Origin of the sequence: Micromonospora sp. DT231 (genome assembly GCF_049847025.1) — a bacterium.
In the GTDB taxonomy this organism is placed as follows: Bacteria; Actinomycetota; Actinomycetes; order Mycobacteriales; family Micromonosporaceae; genus Micromonospora.
On the sequence record NZ_JBNCNO010000003.1, the window covers coordinates 461822 to 485448 of the forward strand.

Sequence of the window (23627 nt, forward strand, 5' to 3'; positions counted from 1 at the left end):
GCGCCGGTCGCCCCCAACCGTCACTCGGTGACCTTGCGGAGGAACGTCGCGAGGGCGGTCTGGACGCGCTCGATCCGCTCCGGCAGGGGCAGAGGCTCGGGCGCGGGAGGCCCGGCGTGCTTCTTTCCGCGCAGATACAGCGAGCAGGCCAGGTCCGAGCACAGGTACGTGCCCACGGAATCGCCCTGCCGCCCGCTCGGCCCGGCCTTGGGGGCGGTCATCAGCGTGACGCCACCGCCGAGGTGCGTGGTCAGGCAGAACGAGCACATGCTGTGCCGCACGCGCCCCGTCTGGTGCTTCGCGGCCCGCAGCACCACCCCGGCCAACTTGCCGTCGGTCTCGGCGACCAGGTAGGCCCGCTGCGGCGCGGCGGGGTCCCGCCAGCCGAGGAAGTCGAGGTCGTCCCAGGGCCGCAAGTCAAGATCATTGGGTACGGTCAGCCGCTTCGCCTCGCCCCGGCTGCAATTCACGAAGGACGCGCGGATGACGGATTCGGTCAGCTGCAACATAGGGAGTAGCCTAGCTCTCCTAGGCAAACAATTATTACGGCTAGGCGGGGAGTGTGCGGCATGGCACGTGCGGGGGTGACCGTCGAGCGCATCGCGCTGGCCGGGGCCGAGCTGGCCGACGAGGTGGGCGTGGAGAACGTCACAGTCGCCGCGCTCGCGCGCCACTTCGGGGTGAAGGACGCGAGCCTCTACTTCCACCTCAGGAACGCGCAGGACCTGCGGGTCCGGATCGCCCTGCTGGCCCTGACGGAGCTGGCCGACCGGGTGGGCGCCGCGCTCGCCGGCCGCGCCGGCAACGACGCGCTCGTGGCGTTCGCCAACGCCTACCGGGACTACGCGCGGCAGCACCCGGGTCGGTACGCCGCCATGCAGATCGACCTCGACCCGGAGACCGCCGCGGCGAGCGCGGGCGTCCGACACGCCGAGATGACCCGGGCGATCCTGCGCGGCTACCGGCTCTCCGAGCCCGACCAGACCGACGCCGTCCGCATGATGCACAGCACGTTCCACGGGTTCGTCAGCCTGGAGAAGACCGGCGGCTTCCGCCACACCCCACGGGCGACGGACGACTCCTGGTCGCGCACCCTGGACGCCCTCGACGCGGTCCTCAGCAACTGGCCGTCACGCTGAGCTGCCCACCGCGACGGCCTAGGCTCGGATACGTGGATCAACTGGAACTTGCCGACTGGCGGGAGCGGGTGGCCCGGCTGTACCTGTCCGACGTCGACCTGACCGGGTTCCGTGCGGGCCGCGACGAACTCTTCGCCACCCACCCGCAGAGCCCGATCCCGGCGGCCGATCGCGCGGACTTCTCCGGGGTGCGCTACTTCCCGCCCAATCCCGAGGCGGTGGTCGAGGCGCCCCTGCGGGCGGCCAGCGGGGAGCTGCGGATCGACACCGGCGGTCCGGACGGGGTGGTCGCGTACCGGCGGGTGGCGATTGCCGACACGCCCTGGGGACCGCTGACGCTCTGGTGGATCGAGGCGTACGGGGGCGGGCTGTTCGTGCCGCTGCGCGACGGCACCTGCGGGCGGGAGACCTACGGGGGAGGCCGCTACCTCACCGACACGGTGAAAGGCACCTTCGGTCGAGGTGTCGAGCTGCTGCCCGGCGACCGGGTCCGGTTGGACGCCAACTACCTCTACAACCCGAGCTGCGCGTACGACGACCGCTGGGCGTGCCCCCTCGCACCGCCGGAGAACCGGGTCGACGTCGAGATCCGCGCCGGCGAGTTGACGTACCACGATTGAGTGTCCTTGACCTCAAGTCCACTTCAACGCCTACGGTCGGTCGACGTCCCCGGTCCAGGAGGAGGAGCGTTCGATGACGGTCAGCTGGGCGTACATCTACGAGCATCCGGGCAGCGACCCCGTCGACGACCGGGTCGTGCTCGACCGCGGCGGTCAACGCACCTATCTCGTGCCCGTGCCGGACCCGTCGACGGCCCCGGCCGTGGCGGTGGACCTCGTGGCCGAGGGGGTCGCGCTCATCGAACTGTGCGGAGGCTTCGCGCTGACGGCGGCGGCACGGGTGGCCGAGGCCGTCGGCGGACGGGTCCCCGTCGGCCACGTAACGTTCGCGGTGGACTCGGTGCGCGGTGCGACACGGTACGGCGAACGGCTCGAAGCTGACCAGGCCCCGCCACGGCACGACTGAACGGCCGCCCGCCCCGGGTGCTGCCGGGACGGACGGCCGTTCGATCGTTGCTGAGCGGGCCTCGTCGCTGAGCGGGCCTCGTCGCTGAGCGGGCCTTCTTGCTCAGCGGGCCTCGTCGCTCAGCGGGCGTTGGCCGGCGAGCCGGGCACCCGCATCCGACCCATCAGCTGTCGGGCCTGGTCGGCGAGCTGCGCGTCGACGGTCACCGCGTACTGGCCGGCGCGTAGCGAGCTGGCCGAGGTGAAGTCCCGCTGCCCGCCCGTCATCGCGTGCGCGACCGCGCCGAACACGGCACCCCAGATCGCGCCGATGACCAGCCCGACCAGGATCACCGCCAGCCAGTTGCCGACGGTGAAGATGCCGAACAGCAGACCGATGAAGAGCCCGAACCAGGCCCCGGTGCCGGCGCCGAGCAGCCCGGCGCGACCGGTGGTCATCCGCCCGAGCACCGTCTCCACGAGTGTGAGGTTGGTGCCGACGATGGCGGTGTGCTCCACCGGGAAACGATTGTCGGCCAGATAGTCGACGACCCGCTGTGCGGCCGGATAGTCCGGGTACGAGCCGATCGTCACGGTCGGCGGGCCGGTCTCCGGCCCGTGGCCGTCACCGCCCGGTGTCGCCAGGCGGCCGGCCGGTCCGGTTGGAAGCAGGTCGCCATCCTGTGTGCCGGGCCGCCACGCGGCGGTCGGCCCCGAAGCTGACGTCATGAGCATCCTCCCTCGTCAGCTCTCCGGGTTCCCGTCCACGTCGACAGGTAACACCGGCCGGCGCGCGCGGGCCATCCCCGGCGGGGGGAATGGGCGCGGGTGGCCCGGGTAGGCAGTCAGGTGGAGAGCGGACAGATCAGTGACTACGGTTTCCTCGCCGACGGACGCAGCGCGGCGCTCGTGGACTCCTCGGGCTCGGTGAACTGGTGGTGTCCGGGGCGGTTCGACGCCCCGTCGGTGTTCGGGCGGCTGCTCGACGACGGTGCCGGACACTGGTCGATCCGGCCCGAGGGCGACTACACAACCGAACGCGACTACCTCGAGGACACCCTGGTGCTGCGGACCGTCTTCCGCACCGCGCAGGGGGAGGTCGCCCTCACCGACGCGCTCGCCTTCGAGCCGGGGTCCCGCGGTCACGACATCGGCCTGCACTCGCCACAGGTGTTGGTCCGCTCGGTGGAGGGGCTGTCCGGTGCGGTGCCGATGCGCGTGCACTACCGGCCGCGCTTCGAGTACGGCCGCACCATCGCGTACCTGATCGAGCGGGAGGACATGCTGGAGGCGATCGCCGGAGCCGCCCGGCTCACCCTGCGCGGCAGCGTGCGGTTGACCTCCGGCGAGGGCGAGGCCGCCGCGACGTTCACCGTCCGCGCCGGCACCAGGCACAACTTCTCCCTCGGGTACGCCCCGACCTACGACGCCCCGCTGCCGGAGGTCCCGGACGCCGACCAGACCATCGCCGACACCGTCGCCGGCTGGCGGTCCTGGACGGCGTCGCACGCCTACGACGGGCTCTACGCCGAACAGGTGGGGCGCAGCCGGCTCGTCGTGCAGGGCATGACGTACCGACCGAGCGGCGCCGTGGTGGCCTCGGTGACGACGTCGCTGCCGGAAAAACTCGGCGGGGACCGCAACTACGACTACCGCTACGTCTGGGTACGCGACCTCAGCCTCACCCTGCGGGCACTGTGGCGAACGACGTGCATCGACGAGGTGCAGCGGCAGTTCGCCTGGTTGGGACGGGCGATGGGTCGGGTCGACAACAAGCCGGTGCCCATCATGTACGGGGTGCTGGGGGAGCGGGATCTCACCGAGCACCGCCTGGAACAACTCGGCGGTTACCGCGACAGCCCGCCGGTGGTGATCGGCAACGACGCCTGGCAGCAGCGGCAGACCGACATCTTCGGCGAGACGCTCGATGCCGCCTGGTTGATGCGCGACAAGCTGGAGCCGATGGACCAGGAGGTGCGCCACGTCCTCCGGTTGCTCGCCGACCAGGCCGCGCACGACTGGGAGTTGCCCGACGCGGGGATGTGGGAGGAACGCGGCGTCGAACACCACCACGTGTCCTCGAAGGTGCAGTGCTGGGTCGCCCTGGATCGGGCGGTCCGCTTCGGTGACCAGCTCGGCGAGCCGCAGGACGTGGCGCGCTGGGCGGCCGTCCGCGACGAGGTGCGCGCGCAGGTGCTCGAGCGGGGGTGGAGCGAGCGGCTCCAGTCGTACACCGGAAGTTTCGAATCCGAGGAGCTGGACGCGTCGGTGCTGGTGATGCCCCTGGTGGGGTTCCTGCGGGCCGACGATCCGCGGATGCGCTCGACGGTCCGTGTCGTGGAGCAGCGGCTGTCGCACGACGGCCTGCTGCGGCGCTGGGACGGCGACCCGGCGGCGTTCGTCATCTGCTCGTTCTGGTTGGTGTGTTGCCTGGCGCTGGCCGGTGAGCGGGACCGGGCCCACGAGTTGTTCCAGGCGCTGGCTGCCCGGGTCAACGACCTCGGCCTCTTCGCCGAGCAGATCGACCCGCTGACCGGGGAGCAGCTCGGCAACTTCCCCCAGGCGTTCTCGCACATCGGCCTGATCAACGCCGCAGGCGTGCTGACCGACGTCGAGCGTGATCCGACGCTGCGGCACTGCGGGATGCCCCCGGCGTACTTCTCCCCGGTCCGGTAGTGGCGGGGGGGCGCCCGCGCGGGGCGGCCCCCCGCCGGGGAGAATGGCGGGATGCGGCTGGTGCTCACGGCGGACACCCACCTACCGAAGCGGGCCCGGGACCTGCCCGGCCCGCTCTGGGCGGCGATCGAGGCCGCGGACGTGGTGGTGCACGCCGGTGACTGGGTGGACGAGGCGCTGCTCGACGCGATGACCGCGCGGTCGCGCCGACTCGTCGGGGTGTACGGCAACAACGACGGCCCGGCGCTGCGCGCCCGGCTGCCGGAGGTGGCCCGGGTGGAACTCGACGGCCTGCGGGTCGCCGTGGTGCACGAGACCGGGCCACGCACCGGTCGGGAGAAGCGGTGCGCGGCCCGTTTTCCCGACGTCGACCTGCTGGTCTTCGGGCACTCGCACATCCCGTGGGACACCGAAGCGCCTGGTGGGTTACGCCTGCTCAACCCCGGCTCGCCCACCGACCGCCGCTCCCAACCCCACGCGACCTACCTGACCGCCGAGATCGACGCGGGCGGCCTGACCGAGGTCACGCTGCACCGCCTACCCCGCGCCTGACCGGCGGGGCGGGGCTACTGCCCCCGGCCGGTCTCGGCCTGCAGCTCGTCGATGCGCTTGGACGCCTCGGCCTTGGTCAGGTTGTCCGGGAGATCGGCATGGGCCTCCCGGGCCAGGGTGCTCAAGTAGGACTCCTGGGCCGCGGTGGGCGGTTCGTCGCCGGTGACCCACTCGTCCGGGTCCTTGATCGCGGCACTCTGGTCGGCCGGCTCGTTGCTCGGGTTCGTCATCGTCGTCATCCTCTCTTCGAACAGGTGTGCCAGTACCCCTGATCTCCACTGTTCATTCCTGCCCGCTCGCCGCCACCTACGATCATCGGATGAAGGTGGACCGGTCGACGGTGGTGGTGGTCGGGGCGGGCATCGCCGGGGTGGCCTGTGCGGTGGAGTTGACCCGGGCCGGGGTGCCGGTGCAGGTCCGCGAGCGGGGGCACGTCCGCGGTGGCCGGATGGCCAGCAAACGGTTCGAGGGTCGGCCCGCGGACATCGGCGCCGCGTACTTCACCGCCACCGACCCGGACTTCGTCGCCGTCGTCGACACGTGGCGCGCCGCCGGCCTGGTCCGGGAATGGACCGACACCTTCCAGGCGTACGACCGGAGCGGGAGCCACGAGGTGCCCGGGCCGATGCGCTTCGCCGCCCCCCGTGGACTGCGCTCGGTGGTCGAGCACCTGGCCGGTGAGGTGCCGGTGACCGTCGACCGGCTGGTGCTCACCGTGGAGCCGGGCCCGGTCGTGGACGGGGAGTCGTGCGCGGCGGTCGCCCTGGCCATGCCCGGCCCGCAGGCCGCCCTGCTGCTCGACCCGGCCCTGGCCGACGCCACCCGGGTCGTGCAGGCGCAACGCTGGTCGCCGTCGCTGGCCGTGGTGCTGCGCTTCCCGACCCGGCGCTGGCCCGACTTCCGGGGCGCGTTCGTCAACGAGCATGCGGTCCTCAACCTCGTTTGCGACGACGGCGACCGGCGCGGTGACGGCGCGCCGGTGCTTGTCGCGCACACCGTGCCGGAGTTCGCGGCCGGGCACCTGGCCCAACCCACCGGGGCCGGCCCGGCGGTCGAGCAGGCCGTCCGGGATCTGCTCGGGCTGCCCGAGCAGGCCGTCGACGTGCACGTGCACCGCTGGACGTACGCGAAGCCGACGAGCGACGCCGGCGGCGTCACCCACCACCTCGACGCCGACGGGATCGGCCTGGCCGGCGACGCGTTCGGCAAGCCCCGGGTGCAGAGCGCCTGGCGCTCCGGCCGGGACCTGGGCCGTGCGCTGGTCGCCCGCCTGGCCTGAGCTGCCTGCTCAGGGGTGGCCTGCTCGCTGCTCGGGCGTGGCCGGCCGCCTGCTCGGGCGTTGCCGGCTGGGCTGCGGCACGCGCTCAGGGGTGCCCGGCCGCGGCTACCGGCCGGGCGTCGGCGTCCCGCTCGGCCGGGTCGGAGGTCCGCTCGCCCTCCCGGTCGAGTAGCTGCATGACCGGGGTCGCCGTGATGCCGTGCACCACGACGGAGACGAGCACCACCAGCCCGACGGTCGCCCAGAGCAGCTCGGCCTGCGGGAAGTCCGCCTTCGTGGTGGCGTACGCGAGGTAGTAGAACGAGCCGACCCCGCGGATGCCGAACAACGAGATCACCCAGTGCTCGGCCGTTCGCCCCGGCGCGCCGCGCAGCGACAACCAGCCGACCACCGGCCGGACCAGGAACACCAACGCCAACCCGACGGCCGCCGCCGGCCAGGTCAGCGGCGTCAGCAGACCACCCACGATCGCGCCGCCGAGCAGCAGCAACAGCACCAGGGTGAGCAGCCGTTCCACCTGCTCGGCGAAGTCGTGCAACACCGAGTGGAACTCGTGGGTCCGCTCGGCGGCCCGGATGGCCCGCGCGGCGACGAACACCGCCAGGAAGCCGTACCCGCCGACCACCTCCACCAGCCCGTACGCCAGGAACGTGGCGGCCAGCGCCAGGAAGCCCTCGGCGTGCCGGGCCAGTCGCAGCTCACTTGGCGCGCGGAAGAACAGCTTGCCGAGCAACCAGCCGATCAGCAGCCCACCGCCGACCCCGATGCCCACCTTCCAGAGCACGTCCACGGCGAACCATTCGGCCATCCAGTCGCGCGGGGCGAGACTTGTCGAGGCGATGGCGATGGCGGCGTAGACGAACGGGAACGCCAGCCCGTCGTTGAGGCCGGCCTCCGAGGTCAACGCGAAGCGGACCTCGTCCTCGGAGTCCTCCACGTCCGTCGGCTCGCCGACCTGCACGTCGGCGGCGAGCACCGGATCGGTCGGGGCCAGCGCGGCGCCCAACAACAGGGCGGCGGCCGGCACCAGGCCCGCCCACCACCAGCCGAGCAGGGCCACCGCGGCGATGCACAGGGGCATGGCGATCGCCAGCAGCCGCCAGGTGGACGACCACCGCTGCCAACTCAACGGCCTGTCGATCTTGAGCCCGGCGCCCATCAGCGCGACGATCACACCGATCTCGGTGAGGTGGGTGGTCAGCTCCGGGTGGGCCAGCGGGTCGGGTGTCGGCAGCCCGACCGGCAGCAGGAACACCAGCATGCCGAGGGCGAGGAAGGCGATCGGCATGGACAGCGGACGCTGCTCCAGCACCCGGGGGAGGATGCCCGCGAGCAGAGCGCCCAGGCCCACAAGCGCGAACGCCACGTCTACCGGCTCCACGGCACCACCCTTCGACCGCACCCGCGGGGCGCGGGCAGGTGGTGACAGACCTTGCCCCACGAGGGGGCCGGCTATGCGCGTACGAGTGGGTGAACCCGAGTGAGCCTCACCTCGGTCGGGTCAGCGGAGAGTCCGCCAGTGCGTCGAGCAGCGCGGCGGGGTCGTCGTACACCGCCACCGCGCCGGCGCCGGCGAGCTCGCCGCGACTGGTGCCGCCGCAGGTCAACCCGACGCACGGAATGCTCAGCTTGCCGGCCGCGATGACATCCCACACCGAGTCGCCGACGAAGACCACCCGCTCGGCGGCCAACCCGGACCGCTCCAGCGCGACCACCAGGATGTCCGGGGCCGGCTTGCTCTGCTCGGCGTCCGCCGAGGAGGTGACCGTGTCGATCACGTCGTCGGCGGCCAGCGCCCGGCGCAGCGCCGCCACCTCGGGTTCCGAGGCGGAGGTGGCGAGCACCACCCGCAGGCCGCGCTCGGCGCAGGCGCGCAGCAGGTCGGCGGCCCGGGGCAGCGGGGTGAGGCGTTCCCAGTACTCGGCGTACAGGGTGTCGTGCGCGTCGCGCAGCTTCTCGTCGGCGTCCCGGTCCCGCTCGGGGCCGAGCAGGTGGTCGAGGAGCTTGTCCGAACCCATTCCGATCGAGCGGTGCACCACGGCCATCGGCACCGGCTGGTCGGTCTGGCGCAACGCCTCCCACCAACTCACCGTGTGTAGGTAGGTGGTGTCCACCAGGGTCCCGTCGACGTCGAAGAGGACTCCACTGGGCCGGTCGGTAGCCATGGACGTCCTCCTACCCGTCGGGCGTCTCAGGGATGCGTGGTCGGCGGCGTCAGAATCTCGAACCAGACCGTGGAGCCGCGGACCGACGGGTCGGTGCCCCAGGCGTCGCTGAGCTCCTCGATCAGGCCGAGGCCACGCCCACGACTGCTCAACGTGTCAGTGCGGGTCCGGGTCACGGTGCCCCGGGTGCCGGAGTCGGCGACCGAGACCAGGAGACGCTCGGGGCTGAGGTCGATCTCCACCCGGGCGGCGGTGCCGGCGTGCAGCAACGCGTTCGTGGTCAGCTCGCTCGTGCACAGGACCGCCGCCCCGATCACCGACTCGGCCACCTGCCACTCGGTGAGCTGGCCGGTCATCCAGTGTCGGACCCGGCTGGGCGCGGTCGGCTCCGCCGGCACCTCCATGCTCGCCGAACGGCTCGGCTTGAGCGCGTGCTCGACCGCCAGCACGGCCACGTCGTCCTCGGTGCCGCCGGGCACCGCCGCGGTGGCCACCGCGCACAGGGCGCGGGGGTCGCCGCTGCCGGCCTTGGCGACGGCGTCGCCGAGGGTGGCCAGCCCGGCGGTGAGGCTCTGCCGACGACGCTCCACCACCCCGTCGCTGAACAGCAACAGGGTGTCACCGGGACGGAACGCGACGGTGGTGGTGCCCGGCCGGCTGCCCAGACCCAGCGGGGGACCGGCCGGCACGTCGACGTACTCCGCGTGGCAGCGGCCCTCCGGGTCGCTGCGGCGGATCAGCGGTGCGGGGTGACCAGCGCTGGCCACGGTCAGCTCCCGCCGCTCCGCGTCGATGACCCCGAACGCCACGGTGACGAAGAGCTCGTGGGTGCTGGCCTCCGCGCCCAGGCTGGTGACCAGCCGGTCCAACCCGGCCAGCACCGCGTCCGGCGCCGGGTCGGCCAGGGCCAGCGCGCGCAGCGCGGCCCGGACCTGTCCCATCCGCGCGGCGGCCTGCACGTCGTGACCAGCGACGTCGCCAAGCACCACGCCGAGCGCGCCACCGGGCAGGAGGAACGCGTCGTAGAAGTCACCGCCGGCGGCGTTGCCGTCCACCCCCGGGTCGTAGCGGGCCGCCACCCGCAACCGGGGCAGGTCCGGCAGGTGCTCCGGCAGCATGCTGCGTTGCAGCAACTGGGCCGTGCCGTGCTGGGTCTCGAACCGGCGGGCCCGCTCCGCGGCCTGGCCGATCAGCTCGACCGAGGCGGCCAGCAGCGCCCGCTCGGCGGGTGACCAGGTGTGCGGCACCTGGTAGCCGACCGCCAGCCCGCCGCGCACCACAGAGGTCCCCAGGGGCAGGGCCGCCATCGAGCGGATCTTCTGGTCGTGGCGGTCCGCCGCGATCTCCCGCAGCGGTTGCCCGTCGCGGACGAAGAACGGGCCGGCGGAGCGGGCCGCCTCCACCACCGGGGCCGACCAGCCCGCCGGAGCGCGCCGCCAGAGCGGAGGAAGTCGCTCGTCGGCCTCGTCCAGCAGTTCGCCGCGCACCCGGCGCACCATGCGCCAACCGCCGCCGCCCTCGTCGACCGCGAACGAGGCCTGGTCGGGGTCGAACGTGGTGATCGCGTACCGCAGCGCCACCCGGGCCACGTCGTCGAGGGTGAGCGTGCCCGCGAGCGCGGCGGCCACCTCGCTGAGGCTCTGCAACTGCTCGGTGACGTGGGTCGTCTCGGCCGCGACGGTCAACGTGCCGACGATCGTGCCGGTGCTGTCCCGCACCGGGGAGTAGCCCCGGGTGAAGACTGCCTGCTCGACGGTCGCGGAGTGCCCCCGTACCAGCGGCAGGGTGGACTCCTTCTCCAGGAACGGCACGCCCTGCCGGTAGGTGCGCTCGAACACCTGGCCGACGCCGGGCAGCGCCCAGATCTCGGCGAACACCTCGGCGGCCGGGCGGCCGAGGGCGCTCGGGTGTTTGGTGCCCAGCAGTTCGGCGTAGCCGGCGTTGTAGAGCAGGACGTGGTCGTCGCCGTACGCCAGGGCCATCGGCATCGGCGAGGCGAGGATCAGCTCGACCACGGCCCGGACCGCCACGTCCCAGCTCTCGGGTGGGCCCAGCGGGGTGCCGGCCCAGTCGTGGGCGAGCACGGCAGCGGCCGCACCGGTGCCGGTGGACGCATCCGGGACCGGAGTTGCTGGCGTGGGGACTCGCCCGACCGTTCCTGGCATGTTCGCAGCCTAGTCGGCTTGTCGGAAAAGGCATCCGATCATGGCGGCGGGGCGTCGCCGCCAGCGTCGCAGTGCCCGTTTGGGCAGTTCAGGGCCCCTGATCATCGGCCGGCGGGGAAAAACGCGGCGCGTTGTGCGGACTGCTGGACCGGTAGCCGGGTATGCGCCCGGCGCAGTCCATGCGACAGGAGGGACATCATGCTGAAAACCCTCGCGGTCCGGCAGGCCGACATCGGCGATGCCATCGCCGACACCTGGAGGTCGGTGCTGCTCTTCATCCCGAAGGCAGTGGCCTTCATCGTCATCCTGGTGGTCGGCTGGCTCATCGCCAGAGCCGTCCTCAAGATCGTGGATACGGTGCTGGAACGGGTGCACTTCGACCAGGCGGTCGAACGTGGCGGTATCAAACGGGCCCTGGAGAGAACGAAGTACGACGCCTCCGACATTCTGGCCAGACTGGCCTACTACGCCGTACTGCTGTTCACGCTGCAGTTCGCGTTCGGAGTCTGGGGGCCGAACGCGATCAGTGACCTGATCAGCGGCGTGGTGTCCTGGCTGCCGCGGGCGTTCGTCGCGATCGTCATCGTGGTGGTGGCGGCTGCGATCGCCAACGCCGCCCGGGATCTGGTCACCGGCGCGCTGGGCGGGCTGTCGTACGGCAAGGTCCTGGCCGACCTCACGGCGATCTTCATCATCGCGCTCGGTGTGATCGCCGCACTGAACCAGGTGGGTATCGCCACCACGGTGACGACCCCGGTGCTGATCGCGGTGCTCGCCACGGTGGCCGGCATCCTGATCGTCGGTGTCGGTGGTGGTCTCGTGAAGCCGATGCAGAACCGCTGGGACGGCTGGCTGGATCGGGCCGCCCGGGAGGCTCGGGCGGTGCAGCAGCAGCGTCAGGCCAACGCGGCCGGACGCAGCGACGTGGAGCGGCAGATGGCCGACCGCGGGGGTGATCGCACCCAGGCGATGCCGCGGGTGGACGAGGCTCCGCAGTACCGCTCGTAGCGAGGCGGTACGGCACGGTGGGGAGGGTGTTCCGCGTACGGCGCGGGGTGCCCTCCCCCTGTCCGTCAGACCCCGTCGAGCGAGCGGGCCAGCGCGCAGACCGCGAGCAGCCGGGTGAGCAGCCACTCGGGGTGGCTCCAGTCCACCGGCCCGTCCGGCGGCGCCAACCCGTGCTCCAGCGCGGCGGCGCGTACCCCCTCGACGTAGCCGGCGAGGGCCGCGGCGGTCAGCGGCTGGCGGTCACCGTCGAGGCTGTCCCGCACGGCGGCCGCGTGCTGGTCGACGAGGGCCAGCAGCCCCGGTCGCGCGGCGGCGGCCGCGAGCCCGACGGTGCCGAGGGAGACGGTGAGGGCGGCCAGGGTGGACCGCGCCGAGTCGACGGCGGTACGGGTGGCGACCCGGTTGAACGGCACACGCATGGTGACCGAGGCTAACCGACAGGTGACGGCGTTGCCGTCGGCCACTCGGCGGATGTCGGCCGCGCCACGTGCCGTTCGGTGCTGACCGCGGGGGTTGATCCGGCGCAGACGGGGCAGCAGGAGAGGCACAGGCGTTTCACGGCACGGAGGCAGGCAATGGGACAGCAGCCGGACGGACCGGACGAGCGACACCGGCGACCACCCGGGGTGAGCGACGCGACGGTCGCCGCGCTCGGCAGGCTCAGCGAGGCGCTGGAGTGCGTGGAGCGGGCCCGGGGGCACCTGTACTCGTTGCACCAGTTGATCGGGCACGCCGATCTCATCCTCGGCGACGCGGTGGAGCAGTTTCGCGACGCCGGTCACCAGCAGCTCGCCGACCGGATCGACACGGAGTTGCTGGGCCGCAACGTCATCGCCGGGCGGTGGACGTTCCAGATCGTCGAGGACTTCGACGACGGCTACCACGCGCTGTTTCGGGAGTTGGACCGGCAGGCCCGGGACGAGTTGGTGGGCGGACGACGCCACCTCTACGAGGCGGAGATGAAGGAACGCCGTCGCAGCCACGGCCGACCGGGCCACGAGGCCCGGCCGGGCAGCGGACCCTAGTCGGTTGTCGCGTCGGCCGGGCGTCGGCGTGCCGCGTCATCGGCGATGATCACGGTCGCCACCATCAGCGCGACGCAGAGGCTGAACAGCCACGAGTCGTCGGCGACCAGTCGGGCGGACACGGGCGCCTGCAGGGCGGCGAGCAGGAAGCCGAGCCAGGCCAGCCGGCGCTGACGCGTCGAGAGGATTCCGGAGCCTTGATGCATCCCGAAATTCTTACGCGAGTCAGCCCGTTTGCCGTCCCCCGATCGGCCGATTCTGGATGAGCTGTCCGTTTTCTCGACCGTCCGGACACGACTTCTTTGCGCGGCGCGCAAACGGGCGCCGACGGCACTAGGGTGCCCCTGCGGCAGGATGGTGCCCCGTGTCGACCACGCCCGTACGCCCCCGCGCCTCCCTGCTCCTGCTGGCCTACCTCGCGTTCGTCAGCCTCGGTCTGCCCGACTCCCTGCTCGGTGTCGGCTGGCCCTCGATCCGGGGCGACTTCGACGTGCCGACCGACGCGGTCGGTCTGGTGCTCACCGCGGGCACCGTCGGCTATCTGACCTCAAGCGTGCTGGCCGGTTTCACGCTGGCCCGCATCGGCGTGGGCGCGCTGCTCGCCGGCAGCACCCTGCTGGCCAGCCTGGCACTGACCGGCTATGCCCTGAGCCCGGTGCTGGCCGTGCTGGTGGGCTGCGCGCTGCTGGTCGGGCTCGGGTCCGGCGCGGTCGACTCCGGGCTCAACGCGTACGCCGCCGGGGCCTTCGGGCCGCGCCACATGAACTGGTTGCACGCCTTCTTCGGCCTGGGCGTGGCGATCGGTCCGCTGATCATGACCGGGGTGCTGAGCGCCGGACTGTCCTGGCGTTGGGGGTACGGCATCGTGGCCGCCGCCCAACTCGCCCTCGCCACCGCGTTCGCGCTCACCGTGCGGGCCTGGCAACGGGGCCCGGACGCCACCGAGGCCGCAACCGCAGGGGCCGCGAGCGCTTCGGCCGTCCGGATTCCGATCGGGGCGACCCTGCGGCTGCCGGCGGTGTGGTCCGGGACGCTCGCCTTCGCGCTGTACGTCGCCATCGAGGTGTCCGCCGGCCTGTGGGCGTTCCTGCTGCTGACCGAGGGTCGCGGCCTGAGCGCGGCGGTGGGCGGCGTCTGCGTCTCGGCGTACTGGGGGAGCCTCTTCGTCGGCCGGGTCGTGCAGGGCGTGGTGGCCGAGCGGCTGGGCGCCCGGCTCGTGCTGCGGGTCAGCCTCGTCGGAATGGCCGTGGGCGCGGTGCTGATCGCCGTACCCGGGCCGGCCGCGCTGGCGGTGCTCGGCCTGGTCGTGGTGGGGTTCGCCGCCGCGCCGGTGTTCCCGCTGCTCACCCTCACCACCGCCGACCGTGTCGGCGCCGCCCACGCGGACCGGGCCATCGGGTTGCAGGTGGGCGCCTCCGGCATCGGCGCGGCGCTCGTCCCGGCCGGGCTCGGTGTGTTGATCAGCAACACGTCGGTGCAGGTGCTGGGCTCGACCCTGGTGGTGCTCGCGCTGGCGTTGATCGCGCTCTACGAGTGGGGCGCCCGGCGCTCGACCGGGCGGCCGGTGTCCGCCGCAGCCGGCGGGGAGGGTCAGACGTCCGGCCCGGTCCGGCCGGTGGTGGAGGGACGGTAGGGGCGTTCCGGGTCGGTCGCCTCGCGACTGTTGCCCCGGGCCTGCCCGTCGCGGTCCGAGGCGGCCGGCCCGTGCCCGAACGCGGCTTCCTCGCCGGCGTCGTTGCCGGTCACGTCGTCGGCCTGCCCGTCGAGGCTGGAGCCCGACACGGCCTTCTCCAACTCCTCGAGCGGAAGCCGCTCCTCGTCTCGCCACACCCTGATGTTGTCGTCGGTCATGTCTTGAGCGGTACCCGGGCGCGATGATCGCAAACGGCGCCACGCGACCGGGCTCGTGGCCGGCCGGGGGCGTCGACACGGCGATGGCCGCCGGGACTCCGGCGGCCATCGGGTGTCGTGCGGGCGGGGATCAGGGCTGCGGGCGGTCCACCGCGCCGCGCCACGCGCCGGTCTCCTGACCGCGCCGCTCGATGTAGGTCTTGAACCGCTCCAGGTCGCCCTTGGCGCGCCTGTCGACGATGCCGAGCTTGTCGCCGGCCTGCTCGACCACACCGTGCGGCTCGAACTCGAGCTGGAGGGTGACCCGCGTCTTGTCCGCGTCGAGCCGGTGGAAGGTCACCACGCCGGCCTGCTGGGTGCCGTCGGTGGAGCGCCAGGCCACCCGCTCGTCGGGAAGCTGTTCGGTGATCTCGGCGTCGAACTCACGCTTCACCCCGGCGATGTCCACGGTCCAGTGGGTCATCGTGTCGGAGAGCTGCCGGACCTCCGACACGCCCTCCATGAACTCGGGGAACTGCTCGAACTGCGTCCACTGGTCGTACGCGGTGCGTACGGGCACGGAAACGTCCACATGTTCGGTAACGCCACTCATCTGAAGAACCTCCTTCGGCCGCTGGTGGTCATCGAGTCGGGGGACGACCCGTCACCAGCGAGTTGTCTCGTTCTTGTTGCCGAGAGCGGCCCACACCTCGGAGACCGTCTGGTAGAGGGTGCCCTCGGGCAGTCGCTCCAGCGCCGCCACGATGTCGTCCGGCGCCGCGTTCTCGCGGGCGCTGGCGATGAGCACCAGGCGGTCGCCCGGCAGCGCGCTCATCGAGATGAACCGGCCCAGCCGGCTGCGCTGCTCGACGTCCGTGGAACTCATCCCCTGCGGGGTGCCGGTACGCAGGTCGCCCGCCGGCGCGGTGGTCGTCTCCGGCTGGTCCTCGCCAGCCGGCTCCGGCACCCGCGACTCGTCGACCCGAGAGCCACCGGTCCCCGGCCCCTGCACGAGGCCGCTGACCTCCTGACTCATCTGTTCGTCGATCCTCGGTCCGTGCTTGCTGTTGCCACGCTCCATGCCTTCTGCGCTACCCGGCACCCTGCCCGGTAAACCGGCACCGGGCCACGAATGGGCCCATGGCCCGACCCGGAACCGGACGACCGGCGCGAGAGACGACCGGCGCGAGACCGGTGGCTCAGTCGTCGCCGCGCTTGCGGGGCGGCAGCACCGGGTCCTCCGGGTCGGGGTCGCCGGCCTGCAACTGCCGCCCGCGCTGCACCTCGGCGTTGATCTGCACCCCCAGCATCAGCGCCGAGTTGGACAGGTAGAGCCAGACCAGGAACGCGATGGCCGCGCCCAGGCTGCCGTAGGTCGTCCGGTACGAGGCGAAGGTGGCCACGTAGAAGCCGAAGCCGAAGGAGACCGCCGCCCAGGAGACCAGTGCCACCGCGCCGCCGGGGGTGAGCCAGCGGAAGCGGGGCTGGCGCACGTTCGGTGCGATCCAGAACAGCAGCGACAACAGCACCATCATGACCATGGCGAGGACCGGCCACTTCGCCACGCTCCACACCGTCCGGGCCAGGCCACCGGCGTTGATCAGATCGCCGACCGCGTCGGTGACCGGGCCGCTGACGATGAGCGCGAGGGCGACCACCGCGAGCAGCACGAGCGTCACCGCGGCCAGGCCGATCTGGATCGGCCGCAACTTCCAGACCGGCCGGCCCTCGGTCACCCCGTAGATGGCGTTGGAGGCCCGGGTGAACGCGCCGATGAACCCCGACGCGGACCACAACGCACCGAGCAGGCCGAAGCTCAGCAGCACCTTGGCGTTGTGCTCCTGGACCACCACGGACCGGAGCACTCCGACAACCCCGCCGTCGTCGCCGGTCACCACCGACCCGGCGCCCACCTGTTTGGCCAGGTCGACCACCGTGTCCAGGGTCCGCTCGCCGTCGGAGACCAGACCGACCAGGGCGACCACCACGATGGCGGACGGGAAGAGCGCCAGGACCCCGTAGTAGGTGAGCGCGGCGGCCCAGTCGGAGCAGTTGTCGTTGACGAAGTTCTGCACGCTGCGGACCAGCACCCCACGCCAGGTCCGCCAGCTCAGCTGCCGCATCCGGCGGGGGACACGCGTGTCAGGCGCGCCGTCGCGCGTGCCGGGTGCGCCGTCGCGCGTCGTACCGGGCTCCGTGGTCGTCATGCCCGCTCCCTGCGCCCCGGCCGCCGGATGACCGGTCGTCCGGTCGGGCCTGGCCACCGATACCCGGATCGGGAAATCGAGAAACGTGGCCGGCGTCGTGCGCGCCGCGCGTATGGTTTGCCGCCGCGTCAGCGGGGAACGGTCACGGTGACCCTGTCGGCACGGAGGAGGACGAGATGCCCGGGCGCGAAGACCTGCCCAGCACGCTGCGACGCTCCCCGGAGAAGGCGCAGCGCACCTGGGAGAAGACGCACGACTCGGCCGTGGAGACCTACGGCGAGGGGGAGCGGTCGCACCGCACCGCCTTCGCCGCGGTGAAGCACCAGTTCGAGAAGGTGGGCGACCACTGGGAGCCGAAGGGCCACAAGGGCCCGAGCGACGAGCAGGCCGCCGGCGGTGGGCCGGAACGGCGGGCGCCCACCGCCGGTGGAGTGGACGCCAACGCCACCAAGGACCACCTCATGTCGGTGGCCCGCAGGCTCGACGTTCCCGGTCGGTCCAGCATGACCAAACCGGAACTGGTCACGGCGATCGAGAAGGCCAACGACCGGGCCACCCGCAAGGCCCGCGGCGACTGACCACCACCGCGGGTGGAAAACACCGACACGGTACGGGCGGACGCGCCACCCCTGCGTCCGCCCGTACCGTTCACTGGTGCCCGCGGCCTGGCTTCACCACTGCCCGCCGCCCGGCGCCTCGATGTGCACCGCCTTCGTGGCGGTGAACTCGTCCAGCAGCTCCGGGCCGTAACCGAAGCCGTGCCCACTGCCCCGCCGTGGGTGCGCGGCCCCGCCCGGCGCGCCCCCGAACACCGCGTTGACCTTCACGGTGCCCACCGGCAGCTCCCGCCAGGCGCGCTGCGCGTGACTCATCGACCTGGTCAGCACGGTGGCGGCCAGCCCGTACGGGGAGTCCGCGGCGCAGCGCAGCGCCTCGTCGAACGAGTCGACGACCACGACCGGGGCGACCGGCCCGAACGTCTCCTCCCGTACCAACGGCATGTCGTGCCGGCAGTCGGTGACCACGGTGGCCGGGTAGAACGCCCCCGGCCCGTCCGGCGCCTCGCCGCCGGTCCGCACCCGGGCGCCGGCCGCCACCGCCGCCGCAACCTGCCCGTGGACGTGATCCCGGTGCCGCCTGTCGACGAGCGGGCCCAGCTCGGTGTCCGGGTCCCGGCCCGGCCCGACCCGCAGTGCTCCGGCGCGACGGACCAGCGCGGCCACGAAGTCCTCGGCCACCTCCCGGTGCACATAGATCCGCTCCACCGCCACGCAGAGCTGCCCGGCGTTGGCGAACGCGCCCAGGGCGGCCTGCTCCGCCGCCCACTCCGGGTCCACGCCCGCGTCCACGATCAACGGATCACTGCCGCCGTTCTCCAGCAGCACCTTCGCGCCGGTGCGAGCCGCCGCGGCGGCGATCGCCCGCCCGGTCGCCGAGGATCCCACGTGCGCCACCACGTCGACCTCCTGGGCGGCCAGCGCCGCACCGACCTCGGGGCCGCCGGTGAGCAGCGACAACACGCCGGCCGGCAACGCCCGGTCAAGTGCCCGGGCCAGCAGCCAGCCCGTCGCGGGCGTCCGTTCGCTGGGCTTGTAGAGCACCACGTTGCCGGTCACCAGGGCGGCGCCGAGCAGCCCGCAGGAGACCGCCACCGGGTCGTTCCAGGGCGTGAGCACAGCCACCACACCGCGGGGCTGCGGGGTCATGAAGTCCAGCGCGTCCGGTACGCCGTTGAGCGTCCGCCCGCCGCGCAGCGGAGCCAGTTCCGCGTACTGTCGCAGGGTGCCGATGCCCGCCTCGACGCCGCCGCGGGCGTCCGCCAACGGCTTGCCCATTTCGGCGGTGACCGCCGCGGACAGCTCCTCGACGACCTCCGCCACCGCGTCCGCGGCCCGGTGCAGCGCCGCGGCCCGCTCGGCCGGCGCGGTCGCCGCCCACTGCGCGGCCGCGTTGCGGGCCGCCTGCGTCGCCTTGCCGACCTCGTCGGCGGTGGCCACCGGCACCGTGCTCACCGGCGAGTCGTCCGCCGGGTCGCGCACCACCAGTTCACCGCCGTCGCCGCCGGCCCCCCACACCCCACCCACCAACTGCGCAACCGTGTACATGCGGCGCTGCATGCCCCGGCCCCGGCAGGGCAAACGCGTTTCGCCCGGTTGCGTGCCGGGTAGGCGGATCGGATGACAACCACCGCCGCGCAGAGCGTGGACGCCGTCGTCGTCGGGGCCGGCCACAACGGCCTGGTGGCGGCCAACCTGCTGGCGGACGCCGGCTGGGAGGTGGTGGTGCTGGAGGCCACGGCGGTGCCCGGCGGCGCGATCCGCTCCGCCGAGGTGACCGCGCCCGGCTACCTGAGCGACCTCTACAGCTCCTTCTACCCTCTGGGGTACGCCTCGCCGGTGCTGCGCGGCCTCGACCTGGGTCGGCACGGCCTGTCCTGGCGGCACGCGCCGGACGTGCTGGCGCACCTGCTGCCGGACGGTCGGGCCGCGGTGATCAACCGGGACCCGGACGTCACGGCCGCCTCGCTTGAGCAGTTCGCCCCCGGCGACGGCAAGCGCTGGCTCAACGCCTACACCGACTGGGTCGAGGTGGCCGAGCCCATGCTGACGGCGATCACCACGCCGTTCCCACCCGTACGCGGAGGGCTGGGCCTGCTGCGTCGACTGCGCGTCGCCGGCGCGCTGCGACTGGCACGACGCCTGGTCCTGCCGGTCCGGAAGCTCGGCGACGAACTCTTCGATGGCGACGGCGGGCCGGCCCTGCTGGCCGGCTGCGCCCTGCACACCGACCTGTCCCCGGAGGAGGCCGGCTCCGGGGTGTACGGCTGGCTGCTGGCCATGCTCGGCCAACAGATCGGCTGGCCGGTGCCCGAGGGCGGCGCCCAGCAGATCACCAACGCGCTCGTGGCCCGGCTACAGGAGCGTGGGGGGACGATCCTCTACGGCGCCCGCGTCGACCGGGTGCTCACCGCCCGGGGCCGGGCGATGGGGGTGCGTACCGAGGGCGGCACGTTGTGGCGGGCCCGCCGGGCCGTGCTCGCCGACGTGCCCGCGCCGGCGTTGTTCCTCGACCTGGTCGGCGCGGCAGCCCTGCCGTCGCGGCTGGTCGAGGACCTGGCGCACTTCCGGTGGGACGGGTCGACGCTGAAGGTGGACTGGGCCCTCTCCGCGCCGGTGCCCTGGACCAACCGGGAGCTGGCCGGCGCCGGCACCGTGCACCTGGGCGCGGACCTCGACGGGTTGACCCACTACGCGGGCGAGTTGGCCCGAGGTGAACTACCCCGCGACCCGTTCCTGCTGGTCGGGCAGATGTCGGTGGCCGAGCCCAGCCACTCCCCGCCGGGCACCGAGTCGCTCTGGGCGTACACCCACCTGCCGTTCCGCCGGGACTGGCGGGCCGAGGACATCGCTGCGCATGTGCAGCGGATGGAGGACGTGCTGGAGGCGGCGGCCCCCGGTTTCCGGCAGCTCGTCGTCGGCCGACACGTCGCCGGGCCCGCCGAGCTGGAGCGGGACAACCCGAGCCTGGTCGGAGGCGCGCTGGGCGGCGGCACCGCTGCCGCGTACCAGCAGCTGTTCCTGCGCCCGATCCCCGGCCTGGGCCGAGCGGACACCCCGGTGGACCGGCTCTTCCTGGCCAGCGCGTCGGCGCACCCCGGCGGCGGTGTCCACGGCGCACCGGGTGCGAACGCGGCCCGCGCGGCGTTGGCCCGCGACCGCGCCCTCACCGGCCGCGCCTACGCCGCAGCCATCACCAAAGCCCACCAAGCCATCTACCCCACCTAACCCAAACCCGCACCCCGCCGCCCCCCACCCCCGCACCCCTCCCGCGCACCGCCCACCCCCGCCGCCGCCCGTTGATCATGAGGTTATAGCCACTCGCGTCGGCGTGTCGCCGCTATAACCTCATGATCAACCGGCGGGGCCGGGTGGGGTGGGGCCGGCCGGGGCCGGGGCCGGGGGTGGGGTGGGTTAGCGGGTTATGTTGCGGTGTTTGCTGCGGAGGCGGAACGGCATCAGAGCGCTCTCCACCTTTGTCGCGGTGGTCATCTTGGAGATGCCGTCGCGCCGCTCCTCGAAGCGGATCGGCACCTCCAGGATGGTGTGGCCCAACTTGGTGGCCAGGTAGTGCATCTCCACCTGGAAGCTGTAGCCGTTGGACTGCACCCGGTGCAGACCGATGTCGCGCAACGCGTCCGCCCGCCAGATCTTGAAACCGGCGGTCAGGTCCCGGATGCGCACCCGCAACAGGGTGTGCACGTAGAGGTTCGCCCAGCCGCTGAGGGCCCGGCGGTACAGCGGCCAGTTCTCGTCCAGCTCCCCACCGGGCACGTAGCGGGAACCGATCACCACGCTCGCCTGGGTGGACAGCAGCGCGCCCAGCATCCCCGGCAGCGCCTCCGGCGGGTGCGACAGGTCCGCGTCCATCTGCGCCACGTACTCGGCGCCGCCATCGAGCGCCCGAGTCATCCCGTCGACGTACGCCCGGCCGAGGCCCTCCTTGCCGGCCCGGTGCACGACCTCGATCCGGTCCGGATGCTCGATGGCCAGTTTGTCGGCCACGTCGCCGGTGCCGTCGGGGGAGTTGTCGTCGGCGACGAGGATGCGCAGACCGGGCAGTGGCAGGGCGAGCAGGCGCTCCACCAGCGTGGGCAGGTTGCCCGCCTCGTTGTAGGTGGGCACGACGACGGTCAGGCGTGCGTCCCGCCACGGCGACGGTAGCGGCACAGGCTCGATCATGCGGACATCCTCGGTTTGCGGACAGGGGCTCCCGGAAAGGGTATCCAGTTGTCACATTCGGGTTGAAGAGGCACCCCTTCCGGGCGTTGCGGACGCCGCTGCCACGCCGGGCGCGCGTATCGATCCCGCTGGTCGCGAACGGTGCGTGCCAGGTGGCCGCGACGACCGCTCAACGCCGGCGACTCGCTGCCGCCGACCGCTCAACGCCGGCGACTCGCCGCCGCCGAGCCGGCGGTGACCCGCGGCCGCCGACCGACCGGTCAACCTCGGTGACTCGCTGGCGCCGGCAGAGCCGTCAGCGTCGTCGACGGGCCGCCGCGGTCAGGGCGAGCGCCGCGACGGCGAGCGCGGCACCTGACAACGCCGGCTTGTGGGTGCCGACCCAGAGCGCCGCCGACCGGTTGCGGGCCTGTTCGCGGAACACGCCCGCCGTGCCCCGGTCCGTCTCGGCGTCGCCGGGGTGGTCGAGATTGTCCCGCCAGGCGCGCGGATCGATCTCGTCGCCGGTCTGCTGGCTGTCGTAGCCGTCGCGGGCCAGCTTCCGGTCGAGCAGGCCGGGGAACAGGATGTCGGCCAACCGGGCCTGCCACGTCGGGCCGCCCACGTTCAGCTCCCGGGTGCCCCGGTCGGCGGCCCACACGATCGCCCGCGCGGCCAGCTCCGGTGTGAAGATCGGCGGCACCGGCTGCGGATGCCGGGGCAGCCGGGTGCGAACCCAGGAGAACTGTGGCGTGTTGACCGCGGGCAACTGCACCATCGACAGCTTCACCGCCGGGCAGTCGTGCAGCAGCTCGGCGCGCAGCGAGTCGTTGAATCCCTGGATGGCGTGCTTGCTCGCGCAGTACGCCGACTGCAACGGGATGCCCCGGTAGGCCAACGCGGAACCCACCTGCACGATCGTGCCCCGCGCGTGTGCCCGCATGTGCCGCAGCGCCGCCAGGGTGCCGTGCACCGTGCCCAGGTAGGTGACCTCGGTGACCCGGCGGAACTCCCGCGCCGGGATCTCCCAGGCCGGCGCGAACACCGACACCATGGCGTTGTTGATCCACACGTCGATGCCGCCCCAGCGGTGCACCACGTCGTCGGCGGCCTGCTGCACCGCGCCCGCGTCGGCCACGTCGACCCGGTACGCGCGTACGTCGGCGGCGCCGCGCTGTCGGCACTCCCGTTCGGCGGCGGCCAGGCCCGCTTCGCCCCGGGCCAGCAGCGCGAGCCGGGCGCCTCGGGCCGCGTACGCGTGGGCGACGGCCCGACCGACGCCGGCGCTCGCTCCGGTCACCACCACCGTCAACGTCACTGCTGCCCTTTCTGTCGGGTGGCGATGTCGGCGAGCCGGTCCAGCGTCTCCCGGTTGCGCAGGTGCAGCACCAGGTCGTTGACCTTGTTGCGGACCCAGCGCAGCGGGCCGGCGGCGAAGTCCTCCCCGAGGCGGACCCGGGTGGCGCCCCCGTCGACGGGTTGCAGCGTGAAGACCACGATCGCCTCACCGGCCGGCCAGAGGCCCGCCTTCAGCACGAGCCGGTGCGGCGGCTCGCAGACCAGCACCGTCGACGCGTCCTGCAGGGAGAACGGCCACGGCCCGGCCCGGTGGTGCAGTTGGCTGCCCACCCGGGGCCAGGCGTCGTCCACGGCACGTACGTGTGCCGTGCCCACCACCCAGTCGCTGTACGTCCACCCGTCGGCGAGCACGTCGAACACCTGCTGCGGGGGCGCGTCGATCACTTTCTCCACAATCGCCACTGGGCTTCCATACCCCCGGTCGGGCGCGGGCTAACGACCGGCGGGTTAGCTTCTCCCGGACGGCGGGTAAGGCCGACTCTGGGCACCGCTGGCGGCGC

At 72.8% G+C, this 23627-nt stretch carries 27 protein-coding genes; 11 read left to right on the forward strand and 16 right to left on the reverse strand.

The window, feature by feature from the left end:
- Positions 1-20: 20 nt before the first annotated feature.
- Positions 21-509 carry an FBP domain-containing protein gene (locus ACPXBU_RS10265; protein ID WP_425757864.1) on the reverse strand — a complete coding sequence of 163 codons (489 nt, stop codon included), beginning with the start codon at positions 507-509 and terminating at the stop codon, positions 21-23.
- 60 nt (positions 510-569) lie between these two features.
- Between ACPXBU_RS10265 and ACPXBU_RS10270 the strand changes: the two genes are divergently transcribed.
- The 3 genes from ACPXBU_RS10270 to ACPXBU_RS10280 all read left to right on the forward strand — a co-directional run bounded on the left by ACPXBU_RS10270 (position 570) and on the right by ACPXBU_RS10280 (position 2165).
- Positions 570-1139 (forward strand): TetR/AcrR family transcriptional regulator, encoded by a 570-nt coding sequence (locus ACPXBU_RS10270; RefSeq protein WP_425757865.1) that lies wholly within the window; start codon positions 570-572, stop codon positions 1137-1139.
- Between the two features lie 32 nt (positions 1140-1171).
- A complete protein-coding gene (locus ACPXBU_RS10275; RefSeq protein WP_425757866.1) occupies positions 1172-1759 on the forward strand; it encodes a DUF1684 domain-containing protein in 588 nt (195 codons plus the stop codon).
- A gap of 73 nt (positions 1760-1832) precedes the next feature.
- Positions 1833-2165, forward strand: a complete 333-nt coding sequence (locus ACPXBU_RS10280; protein WP_425757867.1) for a DUF6506 family protein — start codon at positions 1833-1835, stop codon at positions 2163-2165.
- A gap of 119 nt (positions 2166-2284) precedes the next feature.
- Here ACPXBU_RS10280 and ACPXBU_RS10285 read toward each other — a convergent pair whose 3' ends face one another.
- Entirely contained in the window at positions 2285-2872 is a 588-nt protein-coding gene (locus tag ACPXBU_RS10285) for a general stress protein (RefSeq protein WP_425757868.1), read from the reverse strand.
- 120 nt (positions 2873-2992) lie between these two features.
- Between ACPXBU_RS10285 and ACPXBU_RS10290 the strand changes: the two genes are divergently transcribed.
- Positions 2993-4819 (forward strand): glycoside hydrolase family 15 protein, encoded by a 1827-nt coding sequence (locus ACPXBU_RS10290; protein ID WP_425757869.1) that lies wholly within the window; start codon positions 2993-2995, stop codon positions 4817-4819.
- A 51-nt stretch (positions 4820-4870) separates the two neighbouring features.
- A complete protein-coding gene (locus tag ACPXBU_RS10295) occupies positions 4871-5371 on the forward strand; it encodes a metallophosphoesterase family protein (RefSeq protein ID WP_393367607.1) in 501 nt (166 codons plus the stop codon).
- Positions 5372-5385: 14 nt separating this feature from the next.
- On the opposite strand, the gene ACPXBU_RS10300 is transcribed toward ACPXBU_RS10295, so the two are convergent.
- The gene (locus tag ACPXBU_RS10300; RefSeq protein WP_425757870.1) at positions 5386-5601 is read right to left on the reverse strand and encodes a DUF3072 domain-containing protein; all 216 of its coding nucleotides are present in this window, start codon (positions 5599-5601) and stop codon (positions 5386-5388) included.
- 110 nt (positions 5602-5711) lie between these two features.
- Here ACPXBU_RS10300 and ACPXBU_RS10305 point away from each other — a divergent pair, with 110 nt between their 5' ends.
- A complete protein-coding gene (locus ACPXBU_RS10305; protein WP_425758009.1) occupies positions 5712-6650 on the forward strand; it encodes an NAD(P)/FAD-dependent oxidoreductase in 939 nt (312 codons plus the stop codon).
- Between the two features lie 85 nt (positions 6651-6735).
- On the opposite strand, the gene ACPXBU_RS10310 is transcribed toward ACPXBU_RS10305, so the two are convergent.
- The 3 genes from ACPXBU_RS10310 to ACPXBU_RS10320 all read right to left on the reverse strand — a co-directional run bounded on the left by ACPXBU_RS10310 (position 6736) and on the right by ACPXBU_RS10320 (position 10980).
- Positions 6736-8031 carry a cation:proton antiporter gene (locus ACPXBU_RS10310; protein WP_425757871.1) on the reverse strand — a complete coding sequence of 432 codons (1296 nt, stop codon included), beginning with the start codon at positions 8029-8031 and terminating at the stop codon, positions 6736-6738.
- Positions 8032-8137: 106 nt separating this feature from the next.
- On the reverse strand, positions 8138-8815 hold the full coding sequence (locus ACPXBU_RS10315; protein WP_393367611.1) for an HAD family hydrolase: 678 nt from the start codon (positions 8813-8815) through the stop codon (positions 8138-8140).
- A gap of 26 nt (positions 8816-8841) precedes the next feature.
- Positions 8842-10980, reverse strand: coding sequence for a SpoIIE family protein phosphatase (locus ACPXBU_RS10320; protein WP_425757872.1), 2139 nt, complete (start codon positions 10978-10980; stop codon positions 8842-8844).
- 198 nt (positions 10981-11178) lie between these two features.
- Here ACPXBU_RS10320 and ACPXBU_RS10325 point away from each other — a divergent pair, with 198 nt between their 5' ends.
- The gene (locus ACPXBU_RS10325) at positions 11179-11988 is read left to right on the forward strand and encodes a mechanosensitive ion channel family protein (protein ID WP_393367975.1); all 810 of its coding nucleotides are present in this window, start codon (positions 11179-11181) and stop codon (positions 11986-11988) included.
- 65 nt (positions 11989-12053) lie between these two features.
- On the opposite strand, the gene ACPXBU_RS10330 is transcribed toward ACPXBU_RS10325, so the two are convergent.
- Entirely contained in the window at positions 12054-12407 is a 354-nt protein-coding gene (locus tag ACPXBU_RS10330; RefSeq protein ID WP_425757873.1) for a DUF6401 family natural product biosynthesis protein, read from the reverse strand.
- A gap of 156 nt (positions 12408-12563) precedes the next feature.
- On the opposite strand from ACPXBU_RS10330, the gene ACPXBU_RS10335 reads away from it, so the two are divergent.
- Positions 12564-13013: a hypothetical protein gene (locus ACPXBU_RS10335; RefSeq protein WP_393367617.1), complete on the forward strand. Its 450-nt coding sequence runs from the start codon at positions 12564-12566 to the stop codon at positions 13011-13013.
- Here ACPXBU_RS10335 and ACPXBU_RS10340 read toward each other — a convergent pair.
- Positions 13010-13219, reverse strand: coding sequence for a hypothetical protein (locus ACPXBU_RS10340; protein ID WP_393367619.1), 210 nt, complete (start codon positions 13217-13219; stop codon positions 13010-13012). The genes ACPXBU_RS10335 and ACPXBU_RS10340 overlap by 4 nt on opposite strands.
- 158 nt (positions 13220-13377) lie before the next feature.
- Here ACPXBU_RS10340 and ACPXBU_RS10345 point away from each other — a divergent pair, with 158 nt between their 5' ends.
- On the forward strand, positions 13378-14646 hold the full coding sequence (locus ACPXBU_RS10345) for an MFS transporter (protein WP_425757874.1): 1269 nt from the start codon (positions 13378-13380) through the stop codon (positions 14644-14646).
- Here ACPXBU_RS10345 and ACPXBU_RS10350 read toward each other — a convergent pair.
- The 4 genes from ACPXBU_RS10350 to ACPXBU_RS10365 all read right to left on the reverse strand — a co-directional run bounded on the left by ACPXBU_RS10350 (position 14604) and on the right by ACPXBU_RS10365 (position 17050).
- The gene (locus ACPXBU_RS10350) at positions 14604-14864 is read right to left on the reverse strand and encodes a hypothetical protein (RefSeq protein ID WP_425757875.1); all 261 of its coding nucleotides are present in this window, start codon (positions 14862-14864) and stop codon (positions 14604-14606) included. The two genes, ACPXBU_RS10345 and ACPXBU_RS10350, sit on opposite strands and share 43 nt — an antisense overlap.
- Positions 14865-14994: 130 nt before the next feature.
- A complete protein-coding gene (locus ACPXBU_RS10355) occupies positions 14995-15456 on the reverse strand; it encodes an SRPBCC family protein (RefSeq protein WP_357411772.1) in 462 nt (153 codons plus the stop codon).
- Between the two features lie 51 nt (positions 15457-15507).
- Positions 15508-15924, reverse strand: coding sequence for a DUF2795 domain-containing protein (locus ACPXBU_RS10360; RefSeq protein ID WP_393367624.1), 417 nt, complete (start codon positions 15922-15924; stop codon positions 15508-15510).
- 118 nt (positions 15925-16042) lie between these two features.
- Positions 16043-17050 (reverse strand): YihY/virulence factor BrkB family protein, encoded by a 1008-nt coding sequence (locus ACPXBU_RS10365; RefSeq protein ID WP_393367626.1) that lies wholly within the window; start codon positions 17048-17050, stop codon positions 16043-16045.
- A gap of 176 nt (positions 17051-17226) precedes the next feature.
- Between ACPXBU_RS10365 and ACPXBU_RS10370 the strand changes: the two genes are divergently transcribed.
- Positions 17227-17628, forward strand: coding sequence for a ChaB family protein (locus ACPXBU_RS10370; RefSeq protein WP_393367627.1), 402 nt, complete (start codon positions 17227-17229; stop codon positions 17626-17628).
- A gap of 93 nt (positions 17629-17721) precedes the next feature.
- Here the strand turns inward: ACPXBU_RS10370 and ACPXBU_RS10375 are convergent, their stop codons facing one another.
- Complete coding sequence (locus tag ACPXBU_RS10375; protein WP_425757876.1) at positions 17722-19155, reverse strand: aldehyde dehydrogenase family protein; 1434 nt, start codon at positions 19153-19155, stop codon at positions 17722-17724.
- Between the two features lie 72 nt (positions 19156-19227).
- Here ACPXBU_RS10375 and ACPXBU_RS10380 point away from each other — a divergent pair, with 72 nt between their 5' ends.
- Positions 19228-20835 carry a phytoene desaturase family protein gene (locus tag ACPXBU_RS10380; protein WP_425757877.1) on the forward strand — a complete coding sequence of 536 codons (1608 nt, stop codon included), beginning with the start codon at positions 19228-19230 and terminating at the stop codon, positions 20833-20835.
- A gap of 186 nt (positions 20836-21021) precedes the next feature.
- Here the strand turns inward: ACPXBU_RS10380 and ACPXBU_RS10385 are convergent, their stop codons facing one another.
- From ACPXBU_RS10385 to ACPXBU_RS10395, 3 genes are all read right to left on the reverse strand, one after another.
- The gene (locus ACPXBU_RS10385) at positions 21022-21789 is read right to left on the reverse strand and encodes a polyprenol monophosphomannose synthase (protein WP_425757878.1); all 768 of its coding nucleotides are present in this window, start codon (positions 21787-21789) and stop codon (positions 21022-21024) included.
- Between the two features lie 295 nt (positions 21790-22084).
- The gene (locus tag ACPXBU_RS10390; protein WP_425757879.1) at positions 22085-23086 is read right to left on the reverse strand and encodes an SDR family oxidoreductase; all 1002 of its coding nucleotides are present in this window, start codon (positions 23084-23086) and stop codon (positions 22085-22087) included.
- Positions 23083-23529, reverse strand: coding sequence for an SRPBCC family protein (locus ACPXBU_RS10395; protein ID WP_393367636.1), 447 nt, complete (start codon positions 23527-23529; stop codon positions 23083-23085). The genes ACPXBU_RS10390 and ACPXBU_RS10395 overlap by 4 nt, the downstream gene beginning before the upstream one ends.
- Between the last annotated feature and the right edge of the window lie 98 nt (positions 23530-23627).